Annotated in this window: 15 protein-coding genes; 7 read left to right on the top strand and 8 right to left on the bottom strand. The window is 59.8% G+C overall.

Features of this window, described 5'->3' with window-relative positions; all coding sequences use genetic code 11:
- Window positions 1-58 precede the first annotated feature (58 nt).
- Window positions 59-910: an SDR family oxidoreductase gene (locus F568_RS0113255; protein ID WP_019019223.1), complete on the top strand. Its 852-nt coding sequence runs from the start codon at window positions 59-61 to the stop codon at window positions 908-910.
- Between the two features lie 91 nt (window positions 911-1,001).
- Here F568_RS0113255 and F568_RS0113250 read toward each other — a convergent pair whose 3' ends face one another.
- Both F568_RS0113250 and uraD read right to left on the bottom strand, forming a co-directional pair.
- The gene (locus F568_RS0113250; protein ID WP_019019222.1) at window positions 1,002-1,847 is read right to left on the bottom strand and encodes an IclR family transcriptional regulator domain-containing protein; all 846 of its coding nucleotides are present in this window, start codon (window positions 1,845-1,847) and stop codon (window positions 1,002-1,004) included.
- 116 nt (window positions 1,848-1,963) lie between these two features.
- On the bottom strand, window positions 1,964-2,491 hold the full coding sequence (gene uraD / locus F568_RS0113245) for a 2-oxo-4-hydroxy-4-carboxy-5-ureidoimidazoline decarboxylase (protein ID WP_019019221.1): 528 nt from the start codon (window positions 2,489-2,491) through the stop codon (window positions 1,964-1,966).
- Between the two features lie 171 nt (window positions 2,492-2,662).
- On the opposite strand from uraD, the gene uraH reads away from it, so the two are divergent.
- The 3 genes from uraH (at window position 2,663) to F568_RS0113230 (ending at window position 5,188) form a co-directional block, all read left to right on the top strand.
- Window positions 2,663-3,016 (top strand): hydroxyisourate hydrolase, encoded by a 354-nt coding sequence (gene uraH / locus F568_RS0113240; RefSeq protein ID WP_019019220.1) that lies wholly within the window; start codon window positions 2,663-2,665, stop codon window positions 3,014-3,016.
- Window positions 3,017-3,067: 51 nt separating this feature from the next.
- Window positions 3,068-4,297 (top strand): urate hydroxylase PuuD, encoded by a 1,230-nt coding sequence (locus tag F568_RS0113235; RefSeq protein WP_026300536.1) that lies wholly within the window; start codon window positions 3,068-3,070, stop codon window positions 4,295-4,297.
- A gap of 135 nt (window positions 4,298-4,432) precedes the next feature.
- Window positions 4,433-5,188, top strand: coding sequence for a GntR family transcriptional regulator (locus F568_RS0113230; protein ID WP_019019218.1), 756 nt, complete (start codon window positions 4,433-4,435; stop codon window positions 5,186-5,188).
- A gap of 53 nt (window positions 5,189-5,241) precedes the next feature.
- Here F568_RS0113230 and F568_RS0113225 read toward each other — a convergent pair whose 3' ends face one another.
- The 3 genes from F568_RS0113225 to F568_RS0113215 all read right to left on the bottom strand — a co-directional run bounded on the left by F568_RS0113225 (window position 5,242) and on the right by F568_RS0113215 (window position 9,035).
- On the bottom strand, window positions 5,242-6,717 hold the full coding sequence (locus tag F568_RS0113225) for an NCS1 family nucleobase:cation symporter-1 (protein WP_019019217.1): 1,476 nt from the start codon (window positions 6,715-6,717) through the stop codon (window positions 5,242-5,244).
- A 79-nt stretch (window positions 6,718-6,796) separates the two neighbouring features.
- Window positions 6,797-8,173 carry an NCS1 family transporter gene (locus tag F568_RS0113220; RefSeq protein WP_019019216.1) on the bottom strand — a complete coding sequence of 459 codons (1,377 nt, stop codon included), beginning with the start codon at window positions 8,171-8,173 and terminating at the stop codon, window positions 6,797-6,799.
- A gap of 118 nt (window positions 8,174-8,291) precedes the next feature.
- Window positions 8,292-9,035 carry an aspartate/glutamate racemase family protein gene (locus F568_RS0113215; RefSeq protein WP_019019215.1) on the bottom strand — a complete coding sequence of 248 codons (744 nt, stop codon included), beginning with the start codon at window positions 9,033-9,035 and terminating at the stop codon, window positions 8,292-8,294.
- A gap of 476 nt (window positions 9,036-9,511) precedes the next feature.
- Here F568_RS0113215 and puuE point away from each other — a divergent pair, with 476 nt between their 5' ends.
- The 3 genes from puuE to F568_RS0113200 are packed head-to-tail and all read left to right on the top strand — an operon-like array spanning window position 9,512 to window position 11,832.
- Window positions 9,512-10,447 carry an allantoinase PuuE gene (gene puuE, locus F568_RS0113210; protein ID WP_019019214.1) on the top strand — a complete coding sequence of 312 codons (936 nt, stop codon included), beginning with the start codon at window positions 9,512-9,514 and terminating at the stop codon, window positions 10,445-10,447.
- 40 nt (window positions 10,448-10,487) lie between these two features.
- Window positions 10,488-11,333 carry a bifunctional allantoicase/(S)-ureidoglycine aminohydrolase gene (locus F568_RS0113205; RefSeq protein WP_019019213.1) on the top strand — a complete coding sequence of 282 codons (846 nt, stop codon included), beginning with the start codon at window positions 10,488-10,490 and terminating at the stop codon, window positions 11,331-11,333.
- 10 nt (window positions 11,334-11,343) lie between these two features.
- Window positions 11,344-11,832: an ureidoglycolate lyase gene (locus F568_RS0113200; RefSeq protein WP_019019212.1), complete on the top strand. Its 489-nt coding sequence runs from the start codon at window positions 11,344-11,346 to the stop codon at window positions 11,830-11,832.
- Window positions 11,833-11,884: 52 nt separating this feature from the next.
- Here F568_RS0113200 and F568_RS0113195 read toward each other — a convergent pair whose 3' ends face one another.
- The 3 genes from F568_RS0113195 to F568_RS0113185 form a co-directional block, all read right to left on the bottom strand.
- Window positions 11,885-12,706 (bottom strand): PRC-barrel domain-containing protein, encoded by an 822-nt coding sequence (locus F568_RS0113195; RefSeq protein ID WP_156817438.1) that lies wholly within the window; start codon window positions 12,704-12,706, stop codon window positions 11,885-11,887.
- Between the two features lie 81 nt (window positions 12,707-12,787).
- Complete coding sequence (locus F568_RS0113190; protein ID WP_019019210.1) at window positions 12,788-13,120, bottom strand: EF-hand domain-containing protein; 333 nt, start codon at window positions 13,118-13,120, stop codon at window positions 12,788-12,790.
- A gap of 248 nt (window positions 13,121-13,368) precedes the next feature.
- Entirely contained in the window at window positions 13,369-14,862 is a 1,494-nt protein-coding gene (locus F568_RS0113185) for a sodium:solute symporter family protein (RefSeq protein ID WP_019019209.1), read from the bottom strand.
- Window positions 14,863-14,865: the final 3 nt, after the last annotated feature.

The raw sequence follows: 14,865 nt of genomic DNA, 5'->3' as shown, positions 1-14,865 counted from the left end.
CGGCGCCGAAGGAGAATGGCGCCTTTTCCCAACCAGTGCGACACAGGAGTGCATGCACATGGCCGATGAAAAGTTTCCTCCCCAGCGACAGCAACAGCCCGGCGATGAGCACGAGATGCAGCCGGAACCGGAATTTATCCGCGCCAGCTACCGCGGTACGGACAAGCTCAAGGACAAGGTGGCGTTGATCACCGGCGGCGACAGCGGCATCGGGCGTGCCGTGGCTGTGCACTATGCCCGGGAGGGCGCCGATTGTGTGCTGGTGTATCTCGATGAGGATCGTGATGCCGAGGACACCAGGGCGCTGATCGAGGCGGAAGGCCGCCGCTGCGAGCTGATCAAGGGCGATGTCGGCGATCCGGCGTTCTGCCGTGAGGCCGTCGACAAGGCGCTGCAGGTCTTCGGCAAGCTCAACATCCTGGTCAATAATGCCGCCGAGCAGCACGCCTGGGACGATATCACCCAGATCCCCGATGATCAGCTGACACGTACCTTCCAGACCAACATTTTCAGCCATTTCTACTTGATCAAGCTGGTCCTGCCGCATCTGAGCGAGGGCGATACGATCATTGGCACCTCGTCGGTCAATGCCTTCAAGGGCAACCCATCGCTGATCGACTACAGCGCCACCAAGGGTGCCATTCAAGGGTTGGTGCGCTCACTTGCCACGCCGCTGGCCAGCAAGGGCATTCGCATCAATGCCGTGGCGCCTGGCCCGGTCTGGACCCCGTTGATCCCGGCCAGCTTCCCCGAGGAAAAGGTTGAAGGGTTCGGCGGGCAAGTGCCCATGGATCGTGCTGCTCAGCCCAGCGAGATAGGGCCGGCCTACGTCTATCTGGCCAGCGAAGAATCTTCTTACATGTCGGGCCAGACACTGCACCTCAACGGCGGCGTTGTGCTCAATACCTGAGTCTTCGGTACGACATGCCGCACCGAAACGGCCCCGGCGCCAATCATGGTTGCCGGGGCCGTTCAGCATGGGGAGGCAAGCGACGCGTCGCTCAGGCGCGCTTGGCGATCTCTTCCAGCGTGGGCAGGCGACCGCCGATTTGCAGGGTAATCTCGCGAGCGGCGCGACTTACCATGCCACCAAGTTCGGCCAGGCGTGATTCGGGAATACGTGCAACCGGGCCGGAGACCGAAATCGCCGCAAGCGGGTTGGCATGTTCATCATGGATGGACGCTGCGACGCAGTGCAGGCCAATAGCGTGCTCCTCGCGATCGCAGGCATAACCCTGTCGACGAATCTCAGCCAGACCTTCACGAAGCCGGGAAGGGGTGTCGAGCGTATTCTCGGTCACCCGGTTGAGCCCGCGTGCCTGAAGGATCTTCTCCACTTCCCGGTCGGGGAGCCAGGCTAGCAGAGCCTTGCCAACACCTGAGGCATGCAGTGGCGCACGCGAGCCCAGGCGGGTAATCATGCGCATCATCTGCGACGATTCGCTCTGGGCGAGGAATACCGCCATACCTTCGTCACGGATGCCCAGGTTGGCGGTCTCGCCGGTTTCCTGGGTCAGCTGGCGCAGATAGGGGCGGGCGGTGGCCACGAAGTCCCGCGCCTCAAGAAAGGTGTTGCCGATCTGGAATGTCTTGACACCAATCTTCCACAAGCCCAGATCACCGTCCTGGGTGATGAACCCCTGCTTGTGCAGGGCCTGAAGCAGGCGGTGCGTGGTCGAAGGCGCCAGGCCGACAATCTGGGCGATATCGGACAGGCCCAGCCCGGACGGCGCCGCTGCCAGGCCTTCGAGAATGTTGAGCCCGCGCACCAGCGACTGGCTGTGCCCGCTACTACTCTTACCGGATCCTGCCGGGCGACCGACCGGTTTGCGTCTGGTTTCCGTCACGCCCAAGTTCTCCTCAACGCGTCCACTGGCGTTCAAGGATACACGCTAGCAACACGGCTGTCCGCCCTGGCGGAATGGGTTTCCATTTTCGCGATTCCGCCAGGGTTGCGGGGGACCTAGTCAGCGACGCGATCATCCAGACGAAACCGGGCAATGCGGTTGATCTGTTCGATCGCGGTACGTCGTTCCTCGTCGGGCGTGTGCGCCAGGCGGGTCTCGAAGGCGGCGAGAATCTTGTGGCGGTCGCTGCCCTTGACGGCCATCACGAAGGGAAAGCCGAAACGGGCCTTGTAGGCCTCGTTGTAGCGATGGAAGCGCTCGAACTCCTCCTCAGAGCATTGGTCAAGTCCGGCGCCGGCCTGTTCACGGGTTGAATCCACAGTCAGCTCGCCCTGCTTGGCGGCCTTGCCGGCCAGATCGGGGTGGGCCCGGATCACCTCCAGTTGGCGCTCGGCCGAGGCCTCGGTGAGGATTCTTCCCATGACCTCGGCCAGGCCCGCAGGGGTATCCTGAGCCTGATCCAGGCCGCGTTCCCAGGCGAGTTCGGCGATCCAGGGCGAATGTTCGTAGATGTCGCCGTAGTGGCTGACAAAAGCGTCCCGGTCCAGGGTGCTGGGGCGAGGAAAAAGACATGGCTCGGTCATGGTTGTTGTCCTTGGCTAGCGAGTGGTTGGATAAACGTTAATATAAAACTGTATACAAAAAAACTTTGTACTGTATCTCTTAAAGCGCTAAAACTGTCTTCATGATAACGGCCACGGCGAATGCCGCTACGTGAACTACCCCCAAGAGGGCAGAACAAGAGGAGCGCCACCATGGGACGACTGACGACACACGTGCTGGACACCGCCCGGGGCTGCCCGGGGCATGGCCTGCGCATCGAGATTTTCCGTATCGATGAAGGGCAGCGCACTCGGCTTGGCGAGGTGATCACTAATGACGATGGGCGCTGTGATGCTCCGATTTTGGAGGGCGATAATTTCACCGCAGGAGAATATGAGCTGCTGTTCCATGCCGGTGACTATCTGGATGCCCAAGGCGACGCAGGCAGTTCGCCGCGCTTTTTGGATCGTATCCCGCTGCGCTTTGGCGTGGCCGATGCCAGCCAGCACTACCATGTGCCCTTGCTGCTCTCGCCCTTCGGCTACTCGACTTACCGGGGCAGCTAATCGCGCCCCGCTTCGAGTCCAATAACAAATTGCCGAGACGAGAGTCCCTTCATGGAAGCGTATCTTCAGGATTTTCTTAACATGCTGCTGCGATGGTTGCATGTCATCGCTGCTATCGCCTGGATTGGCGAATCGATCTACTTTGTCATGCTGGATAATAGCCTGCGCCCGCCCAAGGCGGCGGAAGACCAGCGCAAGGGGATCTTCGGCGAGTTGTGGGCAGTCCATGGCGGCGGCTTCTATCACAACCAGAAATACGCCACGAGCCCGGACAAGCTTCCCGACGATCTGCATTGGTCGTTCTGGAAAGCCTATACCACATGGCTGTCGGGCTTTGCCCTGTTCATCACCCTGTACCTGGCCAATCCCGAGTTCTATCTGATCGACCCTTCCGCCGACTGGGCCTGGGCCGCCAGCATGTCCGGTTGGCAGGCCAATGTCGTGGCCCTGCTGTTCCTGCTGGCCGGCTGGGTCGTCTACAACGAGCTTTGCAAGCGCCTCAGTCCCAACATGGAGCGCGACGGCCTGCTCAGCGTGGCGGTGGCTGTGATGATGGTTCTGGTCGCTTACCTGAGCACGCAGATCTTTGCCGGGCGCGCTGCCTTCCTGCTCACCGGGGCGGTGATGGCTACGGCGATGTCGGCCAATGTGTTCTTCTGGATCATTCCCGGCCAGCGGCGCATGGTGAAAGCCATGAAGGCCGGCGCGGCCCCCGATCCGCTAGACGGCAAGCGAGGCAAGCAGCGTTCGGTGCATAACACGTACTTCACGCTGCCCGTCGTGCTGCTGATGCTCAGCAATCACTATTCGTTCATGTACTCGCATGAGCATGCATGGCTGATCATGACGCTGTTCATCTTTGCTGGCGCGTTGATCCGTCAGTTCTTCGTACTGATGCATGCCGGCAGCATCAAGCCGGCCTATCCCGCCGCTGGGGCCGTGCTGATCCTGCTCAACGTATGGATTGCAGCGCCTAGCGTCAGCAATGCGCCGGCTGCCGGTGAAGACGCCGCCTCCGCGCCGGCCAACGAAGGCGCCTCGCTGGAGCGTATCCACGAAATTATCGATGCCCGCTGCGTGCAGTGCCATGCTCAGGCGCCCGAGCATCCTGCCTTCACCGCGGCACCGTCCGGTATGGCCTTCGATACTGGCGAGCAGATCGTGAACCAGATCGCGCAGATCAAGCAGGTTGTCGCCAGCGGCTATATGCCGTTGGGCAACATAACCCAGATGACCGACGAGGAGCGTGAGGAGATCGCAGCCTGGGAGAAGGAGAAGTAATACACGGAATCGTACCCGTCCGTATCGCCATGCCCTGGCCCTCACGCTGGGCCAGGGGACCGGACGCGAGTCGTCGCTGACCGGCTTATGCGTATACAATGGGGGCATCGATGAGAAGAGCGGGGAAAGCTGATCATGACCGAGCCCCAGCAAGTGGCTGACAGTGCGGAAAAGGCCGGCGGCGATACCGCGCCCAAGCGACGCCGCGGCAAGAACGGTGATGGGGCCGAGCGTCACGATGCCATCTACCGCACCATTAGCGATGCCATCATCGAGCATAGGCTGCGCCCCGGGGCGCGTCTGCGCGAAGATGCTCTGGCTGAGGTATTCGGTGTCAGTCGTACCGGCATTCGCAAGATCCTGCAGCGTCTGGCACTGGAGCATCTGGTGACGTTGACCCCGCGCCGCGGCGCCAGCGTCACCCGGCCCACCGCCGAGGAGGCCCGCGATGTCTTCGCGGCCCGGCAAATGGTGGAGTGCGGCGTCATGGAAGCCGTGGCGCGGCGCATGACCGCAGCCGATGCCCGCGAGCTGCGTGAGCTGGCGGCCCGCGAGCGCAAGGCACTGAAAAGCGGCGAGCAGAGTACCGCGATCAAGCTCTCGGCCGAGTTTCACGAGCGTCTGGCGCAACTGTCGGGCAATGCCGCCTTGGCCGAGTTCATTGGCCGGCTGTGCTCACGTTCCTCGTTGATCCTTGCCGTTTATGGCGCGTCGGGCCACCTCGGCTGCGAGTCTCACGATCATGAAGACCTGATAAGTTATCTCGAGGCTGGCAAGGCCGACCGCGCTACGGCGTTCATGGGGCGTCATCTCAAGGCCATCGAGGCGTCGCTGTCGATCGACGAGCAGGAAGACGAAGCCCCGGATCTGCGCCAGATCTTCTCACTGTAGCGAGGTTGGCGTCTTGAAAGCATCGCCCCGGCACACGCCGGGGCGATGTCGTTTCAGGCGTGGTCCTTGGGGGCCGGGGCAGGCGTGCCGGCCAAGGCAGTGGCGTCCTGGCGCATCAGCCCATAATAGAACAGCCCGCCCAGGGCGGCGTCGATCAGCCAGGCATAGCCACCCAGGCTGCCTAGCGCTGGCACCAGCACTGTGGCCAGCGAGAACACGGCAGCCATGCCGAAGGCGGCGAGGGCCTTGCGATTCCAGCCATTGGTGTAGTGATAGGCCCCCTCGGGGTCGGAGGAGAACAACTGCTCCATGTCGAGATGCTGACGCTTCACCAGATAATAGTCGGCGACGATGATGCCGTAGAAGGGCGCGATGATAGCGCCGATGGCGTTGACGAAGCCGGGAATGCCGATCTGGCTGATTACCGCGACCCACAGGCCACCGATGAAGAAGGCGAGGATTGCCGTGATCAAACCGCCGACGCGGAAGCTGATTCTGCTCGGGAACAGGTTGGCCAGGTCGTAGGCCGGAGGAATGAAGTTGGCCACCAGATTGATGCCCACCGTTGCCGCGAAAAAGGTCAGGGCGGCAATGATGGTCAGCGGCAGGGAATCGACCCGCTCGACAATGTCCGCGGGGTTGGTCAGCGCTTCACCGAACAGCACGATCGTCCCTGCCGTGATGATTAGTGCGATAAATGAGAAGAACGCCACGTTCAGCGGCAGGCCCAGCAGATTGCCGAGCTTCATCTGGCGTTCGCTGGTTACGAAGCGGCTGAAGTCGCCGAAGTTGATCACCACGGCGGCGAAGTAGGCGATCATGGTGCCGACGATGGCCAGGAAGGCGCCGATGCCGCCACCCTCCGTACCACTGCCCTGGAAAATGCTGCCGATGGCAGGAATCAGCTCATCGCCGGCCTGATACCAGACGACGCCCATCAGCACCAGCATGACCGCGTAGACCAGCGGGCCGGCCCAGTTGAGGAAACGCTTGATGGGTTCGATACCCTGCCAGAAGATCGCCAGCTGGAACACCCAGACGATGGCGAAGGAGAGCCATGCCACCCCCGACAGGCCGAGGAAGGTGGCGCCTTCGCCGCCGCCGAACAGGGCGGTAATCAGCAGCGCCACGGCGGTCGAGGCGAAATAGGTCTGCACGCCGTACCAGAAGATACCGATGATGGCGCGCAGCATCGCCGGTAGGTTGGCGCCCTTCACTCCCATGCTGGCGCGAACCAGGACCGGGAAGGGAATGCCATATTTCACACTGGGCCGCCCCGAGAGATTGACCAGGAACATCACCACCACGCCGGCCAGGATGATGGCCGCCATCACCGCCCAACCGTTCAGGCCGTAACTGAGAAACAGCGACGCCGCCAGGGTATAGCCGAACAGGCTCTGGATGTCGTTGGACCAGACGTTGAAGATTTCGAAGGCGCCCCAGCTTCTGTCCTGGGGTTTGAGCGGGGCGAGGTCGGCGTTGTACAGCGCCGGGTCGATGTTGCGAATCGCCAGATCGTTGTCGGACATATCGTTTACTCGTTGTTCTTGGTGAAACGCCCCGTTCGCCAGCGGGCGAACGGGGCGAACGGGGGCGAGGCAGAAAGCCTTACTGCAGGAAGCGCCGGCAGGGCGCCCAGTAACGCATCAGCAGCAGGTAGGTCAGCCCCGCGGGGATCAGGCTGGCGTACCAGGAAACCGATGACACGCTCAGCGCTACTGCGGCACCGGTCAGCGAGGCGATGATCGCCGCATAATTCACGCCCCGGTAAGGGCCGGTCTCGTCATAAAGCTTGTCGACATCCAGCGTGCGCCGACGGATCAGGTAATAGTCCACCACCAGCACGGCGAAGATCGGGCCGAGGAAGGCCGAATAGGTCTGAACGAACAGCTGCAGGCCGGCCGCCGACTCGTCCTTGACCAGCTCCCACGGGAAGGTGGCGAACGCCAGTAGACCGACGATGACCGAGGCGGTGCGGTACTTCAGCTTGAAGGCATCCATCAACACGTAGGTTGGCGGCACCACGTTGTTGAGCACGTTGGTAGTGACCTGAGCGAAGGCGATGAACAGCAGGGTCGTCATCAGTAGCGGTGTATTGTTGACGGCATTGGCAAACACCTGGATGGGGTCGGCCACGCCGGTCGCTTCCGACACCATGTAGCCGATCAGGCCCATGAACAGGGTGCACGGCAGAATCGACATGGAGTACAGCGTGGTCAGCAAGCCCGGGCCGCTGCCGTGCTTGAGTTCGCGGGAATAGTCGCTGACATTGAGCATCATGGTGCTATAGATGCCCAGGAACAGCATGGTAGCGCCCCAGAACGGCAGCCCCCAGCTGCCTTCCATGGTCAAAAGGCTGGCGGACAGCTCGCTGCCGTAGCGCTCGACGGTGCTGTAGAACATGTAGACCAGCGAACAGAGAATGAAGCCACTGCCGATGTTTTCCAGCCACTTGATGCCCTGAAAGCCCAATACTGACAGGCCGATCTGTAGAAACTGAAAGGCGATGAAGTAGAACACCAGGTTGTCGAAGCCGAACAGTGTGGCCGAGACCATGTTCAGGGCGCCGGCACCGATCCAACTCTGGAAGCCGTACCAGACGATCGCCGGTACTGCGCGAACCAGACCGGGAAAACGCGTTCCGCTGAAGCCGAACGCGCTGCGTGCCTGGACCATAAAAGGTATGCCGTACTTGTAGCCGGCCGCGCCATTGAGTGTCAGCGCTATGCCGATCACGAAGCAGCCGATGGCAATGGCCAGAGTTGCCTGCAGCAGGTTGAGCGTGCCGACCACGCTCGAGCCCATGGTGAAAGTGCCGATCGAGACACACCCACCGAACCACGCCAGCAGGTAGGAAAAACGGCCCATGATGCGGGTTTTCTGAGGTGCCAGCGACTCTTCGCCGGCCGCCTTGGTGGCAGCGGGCTGTGGTGTTATAGCAGGCTGGCCCGGCACCGCCCGGGGAGGAAGGGGTTGGTCATGCATGATAGTTACCTCGCAAGGGATGGCTATCCAGATTGTTGTTGTCATTCATCGGCCAGGGCCGATGAATGGTCTTGCGGCGTGCTGCATGTCGTTATTCTTGTGGGTCGCGCGGGCGACCTCAGTCGTTTTTCAGGTGCGAAAAGCGTTCGAACTCTCCAATGAATGGCTTGGGGCGCGGGAAGGCCAGGTCACCGTACTTGCTGGTACCCAACCCCAGCCCGACCAACGCTTCGGCCAGTTTGACTGCCGCAGTGACGCCTTCAACGATAGGTAGCCCCACGGCCTCGCCTATTTCTTCGGTCAGATCAGCCATGCCGCCACAGCCCAGCACGATGGCGCCGATACCGTCCTCGTCGCGGGCACGTCGACACTCGGCGATCACCCGGTCCAGGGCGGAAGCGCCGTTATCTTCCAGATCAAGCACCGGTATCTCGGCAGCACGCACCCGACGGCAGTGATGGGTGAAGCCGTAGCTTTGCAGCAGGTGCTCGGCAATGATGCCGGTGCGGCCCAGCGTGGTGACGATGGAAAAGCGCGTGCTGATCAACGTGGCCATGTGGAACGCCGCTTCGGCGATTCCGATCACCGGTGCGCGGGTCAGCTCCCGTGCAGCGAGCAGGCCCGGGTCCCCGAAACAGGCAATGATGTAGGCATCCACCCGCTCGCGCTCACCGGCGCGAATCTCGTCGGCGACCCCCACGGCACTGACCGCTTCATCGAAGTGACTTTCGATGGAGACCGGACCGCTGGCCGGGTTGGTAGCGCTGATTTGCGTGCCCGGCGCGGCGATACGGCTGGCCGCGTCGCCGATCTTGCGGGTCATGCCCGCTGTGGTGTTGGGATTGATGACACGGAGGTGCATCGAAAGGTCCTTGGCAGAAAAACTGTTTTGTTCACGATAAAATAACTTTCTTGTACACAAAATAGGCCAAGGCCATGGCTGGTGCAAGCCATTGTGATATTACCAGGCGAGTTTTATATTCACGTGTATAAACAGTAGCTTGGTGGGGATTTGCTAACTGAGTCAGAGAATGTAGACAGTCCAGGCCATGAGAATCGCTTGGTTGTCGCCACTTAGAGTCGTCTTTATATTTAATTTATTGTATACATCAGTCGTTCAGTTTCAGGCATCGGCAGGGGGGTGGGTTCACGAATAGGCGGGCAATGGCAGTCATGCAAGGGGGTAAAGCTGGGGGGAAGACCTTGCCTGGCTCAGGCCACCCTGGGCTTGTAGTCATTGTGAATACAGGCTAGTTTTTGTTTGTATACATAAATTGCCATGCTGCACTGAGTGTCCTTTCACTCCGCGATGCTGATGACAACAAAAGGAACCCTGCCATGACGTCAGGAAGAGACTCCGGTTATCCCCGCGATCTGATCGGCTATGGTCGTACGCCGCCCCAGGCCAACTGGCCCGGGCGGGCTCGTATTGCCGTTCAGTTCGTGCTCAATTACGAGGAGGGCGGCGAGAACTGTGTTCTGCATGGTGACAGTCATTCCGAAAAATTCCTGTCCGAGATCGTTGGTGCCGAGGCCTACCCCGAGCGCCACTTGAGTATGGAATCGATCTACGAGTATGGCTCACGAGCCGGCGTCTGGCGCATCCTCAATGAATTCGAACGGCGTGGACTGCCGTTAACGGTCTTTGGTGTCGCCATGGCACTCGAGCGTAACCCCGAGGTCGCGCAGGCGTTCAAGGAGCTTGGTCACGAGATCGCCTGTCACGGCTGGCGATGGCTGCATTACCAGGGGATACCGGAGAACGTCGAACGCGACCACATGCAGCGTGCCATCGAGATCTTCCAAGCGCTCTATGGCGAAAAGCCACTGGGCTGGTATACCGGGCGAGACAGCCCCAACACACGCCGCCTGGTTCTCGATCAAGGCAGCTTCCTGTACGACAGCGACTACTATGGCGACGACCTGCCGTTCTGGACGCGTGAACAGGACAGTCAGGGCGAGACGCATACCCACCTGGTGGTGCCTTACACCCTGGACACCAACGACATGCGCTTCGCCACGCCGCAGGGCTTCAATACCGGCGAGCATTTCTTTACCTACCTGCGCGATGCCTTCGACGTGCTGTATGCCGAAGGCGAGGACTCGCCGAAGATGCTCTCGATCGGCTTGCATTGCCGCCTGATTGGCCGCCCCGGACGATTCCGTGGTCTACAGCGCTTCCTCGACCACATCGAATCCCACGATCGGGTCTGGGTCACGCGCCGCGTGGACATCGCCCGTCATTGGGCGGAGCATCATCCCTGGCAGGGTTGAGACAAGGCTCGATCTGGATTCAAACAAACAAGGTTGATCAATGGCTCAACGAACCTATTACTCCCCCAAGGGCGGCCTGCCGCCACAGACCCAGATGCTGTCGGACCGGGCGGTTTTCACCGAAGCCTACGCGATCATTCCCAAGGGCGTACTGCGCGACATCGTGACCAGTTACCTGCCGTTCTGGGAAGGCACTCGGCTGTGGGTGCTGTCGCGTCCCATGTCGGGATTCTCCGAGACCTTCTCGCAATACATCATGGAAGTCTTGCCCGGCGGGGGCAGCGACCGGCCGGAACTGGACAGCGGCGCCGAGGGTGTGCTGTTCGTGGTGGAGGGTGAACTGACCCTGACCCTTGAGGGCGAGCGTTATGTGATGCAGCCGGGCGGCTATGCATTTCTACCGCCGGGCTGCAACTGGCAGGTCAGGAATGCCGGTAATGAGGTGGTGCGCTTCCACTGGATCCGCAAGGCCTACGAATTCGTCGAGGGCATTGAGGTGCCGGAGGCCTTTGTCACCAACGAGAACGACATCGCGCCGACGCCGATGCCGGAAACCGAGGGCGTATGGGCGACGACCCGCTTCGTCGACCCGACGGATCTGCGTTACGATATGCACGTGACCGTCGTCACCTTCCAGCCCGGCGGAGTGATCCCCTTCGACGAGACGCATGTCATGGAGCACGGTCTCTACGTGCTGGAAGGCAAAGCCGTTTATCACCTCAATCAGGACTGGGTCGAGGTCGAGGCGGGCGACTACATGTGGCTGCGAGCCTTCTGCCCGCAGGCTTGCTATGCCGGAGGTCCCGGGCCGTTCCGCTACCTGCTGTATAAAGACGTAAACCGCCACATGAAGCTCAATGCCTCGTCGGCTTACCGTGGGCGCTGAGGAGAAACGCATGCTGGAGCTCACCGCACAGCCGCTGACGCCGGAGGCCTTCGCGCCGTTCGGCGATGTCATCGATGCACGCACGGCCGACTATTTTCCCATCAATGCCGGGCGCACTCGACGCTACCACGACCTGGCCAAGGTCGAGACGCTGGGAGATGAGGCACATACGCTGATCAGCATCTTCGTCAGCCAGCCGGTCGAGGTGCCACTGACCCTCGAGTTTCTCGAACGCCACCCACAGGGCAGCCAGGCCTTCATGCCGCTTCATGAGGAGCGCTTTTTGATCGTGGTTGCGCCGCCCGGCGACACGATCGACCCGACAGACGTGAGAGCATTCATCACCGACGGACGCCAGGGCGTGAACTATCGTGCAGGCACCTGGCACGCTATCCAGTCGGTGCTCGATCGCGAAGGGGAGTTTCTCGTCGTTGATCGAGGCGGACTCGGAAACAACTGTGAGGAGTATCCACTGGAAATGCGCGTGTCACTGAGCTGAGTGTCAACGGCAGGCCCGGCAATCATGTCGTTCGCCGGGCCTTTGTTGCCGGTCAGTTCCAGAGGCTGCGGTACTTCGTGTAGTCGAATGTTGGCAATTGCTTGGCTTCTTCCGAGGAGTATGAAATCTGGTACGAGCTGGAACCGGGGTGCCAGCCCTGCTCATAGCCGTAGAAAGGATAAGCGTAGGGACCCTTGCCATAACGCTTCTCCGACGGATCGATGACTAGCGCCTGCAACACGCCCTGCTTGGAAAACAGCGCGTTGGAGACATAGCCATAGCCTTCCCCGTCATCAATGCTTGCGTAATCGTTGAGCAGATCGGTCACTTTCCAGGTTTGTGGCCCGGTCATTACATCATCTTCCACCTGAGTGGCCTGATCCAAGTCCTGCTTGATGACATACGATTCATCGAACAAGCCATAGTCATCGACATTGTCCTCACGGATGGGCACTTGAACACCATTATCGGTCAACGCCACTTTCTCCCAGGGAATCGCAACGTGGGTATCGCCGATGTCCCACATGCCTCCGACCTGGGCAATGAGGGCAATAATGCGGTTGTCCTGATTGAGAATGGCATTCTCGACGCTACCGATCTCATCGCCACTGTCACTGAGCACATTCGCATCCAGTAATCGGTCGGCACGAATGCCCCCGCTCTGGTAGAGCTTCTGATAATTCCACTCGCCGATAGGGCGAACATTGCCCTGCTTTTTCTGTGCTGACGTACTCTGTGCTTGTTTTTCTGATGAACTGTTTTGCTCTTGCTCATTAGCTTGATTATTGTTTTCTTGAGCAAATGTTGGCGTTAAATAGAAACCAGCCATTATAGAAATAGCCAATACAGCAGTTTTTTTCCGAGTCCGCGACATGGTAATCACCCTGATAACCGAAGAAACGCAAGAAGCGGGAGAGCGTATCCCCGCTTCATCGAGTTTTGATATCGAGACGTATTATACGTCCCAGAAACCTTCGTCACCGGCGTCATCGTTGAAGTCGCCGTACTCGTCTTCGGACAGGTCGCCGTTGCCATCCCTGTCGTAGATGTTAAAAATGCCTTCGCCATACTCCTGATCATCGAGCATGTTATCGTCGTTGGCATCCCAGCTATCGAAGACGCCTTCATCGTCGAATCCGGCATCCCACTCTTCGTTGTTGATAGTGCCGTTACCGTCGGAGTCCCAGTCACTGAAGCCGTTATTCTCCTGAGCGAGCACGCCACCGGCACTTAGCAGGGAAAAAACAACGAGGGTGCCGCCGATACCGTGGATCCAGTTGCGTTTCATGCTTACCTCCTTGATGCAGATAACGATAAGAGGCAATAACGGTCGTTCCTTAAACGCAATCATTTGCCTGTTACTGATGGTGAGAAATGTCTCCTCGTTCAACAGATAATTTAAACTTAGGTTGGTGATCGAGGTGAAATCAAATAAATAGTTTTCAAACTCGAGTTTTGTTTTGTTTAATTGAGTAAATTGCCGCCTTGGCTATCACTTTAGTCGAGGCGGCTAAATACTATTAAAGCTACGTTTTTTCAGGTAAGCGAAGAGGGACCTGGCGCCAAGACGGGCGCTATCGCATGCTCCATTCTTTCGCGCTCCTGATTCAGCCTCGCCAAGGCCTCGTCGTTGCTGACGCGAGAAGCCGGCGTGATCAGGCTCACTACGACACCACCGAGAGTGGCGACAAGCACGGCAGGAATACTAGGGTTGCCCCAGAAAGCGCTCCATGAGGCGTTGGCGATTACCAGCAGCGAGGTAATCGAAGCGCCGACCAACGTGGCCACCGCTCCCTGCCAGTTATAACGTGGCCAAAAGCGCCCCAGAATGCCACATACGAACATGCCAGCGAGTACGGTAGAGATCATCTTGGTGATATAACTGATGACGTTGTCGGACGTCAGGGCGAACAGCAAGGCCAGTCCGATGGTGGCGATCAAGGCCAAGCGTGAGTAGAGCACGACGTGACGTGCCGAGGGCGTACGCCCGGTAGCCAGCACATAGAGATCCCGGATCAGTGTCGAGACCCCGGCCAAGGCATCCGAGCTGGCACTCGACATGGTGGCTGATAGGCCGGCGACTAACAGTAACAGGCCCAGGCCCAAGGGAAGTATCTCGGTAGCCAGGAAAGGGAAGGCGAAGTTGCTGTTGTCGAGGTCAGGGTTGAGCGCGTGCGTGGCCATGCCAATAATGGCGGGAACGATCGAGAACGCCAGATACAACGCGCCGGTGATCAGAAACGAACGGCGTACCGACCCCACCGACTTGCCGGAGTAGATGCGTTGGCGGAACGATGGTGTGGCCAGCACGCCAACAGCAATCACCGTGGCCAGCGAGAGTGCCGGCAGGCCACCGATCTTGTCGATGCCTAGAAAGCCGGTTGCCGCAATGTCCATGCCGGCAGTCAGTCCGTCGAAACCACCTACCTCGACCAGTGCCAGTCCTGCCATCAGGAAGAAGCCGAAGAACAGCACGACGGCCTGGATGGTATCGGTCCATACGACTGCCATATAGCCACCGATGACACAGTAGACGCCGAAGCCGAGCGCCACGATGATCTTGGCCAGGTTGGGGTCGATATCGGCCATCCAGGCCAGATACAGCCCACCACCGAGGATGTGTGCGCCCAGCCAGCCAATGCAGGCAAGATAAATAAGCACGGCGACGATATTGCGCACGATGCGGTTGGCCCCGACGTAGTAGGACAACTCCTCGCTCATGGTCATGAAGCGAAGTCGGCGCACCGGCGCGAAGCATATCGCCAGCAACAGTACACCGACGGCACCGCCGATGCCGTAGAGTGCGCCAGCCCAACCGTTGCTGTAGCCGAACCCCACCGCACCCATGCTCGAGCCGGTGCCGACCATGGTGGCCACCGTGGTGCCGATGGTCAGAAACAACGGCACGCTACGCCCACCCAGGAGGAAATCATCGCCGGTGCCTCGGCTATGGCGGGACACCCACCAGCCGAAGCCGATCATCAACGCGATGTAGACAAAGAAGGTACCGAGAAAGATGTGACTGTTCATACA

It is taken from the genome of Modicisalibacter luteus DSM 23508, assembly GCF_000378505.1.
Taxonomy (GTDB): domain Bacteria; phylum Pseudomonadota; class Gammaproteobacteria; order Pseudomonadales; family Halomonadaceae; genus Modicisalibacter; species Modicisalibacter luteus.
This window is presented reverse-complemented; position numbering and strand designations above follow the sequence as displayed.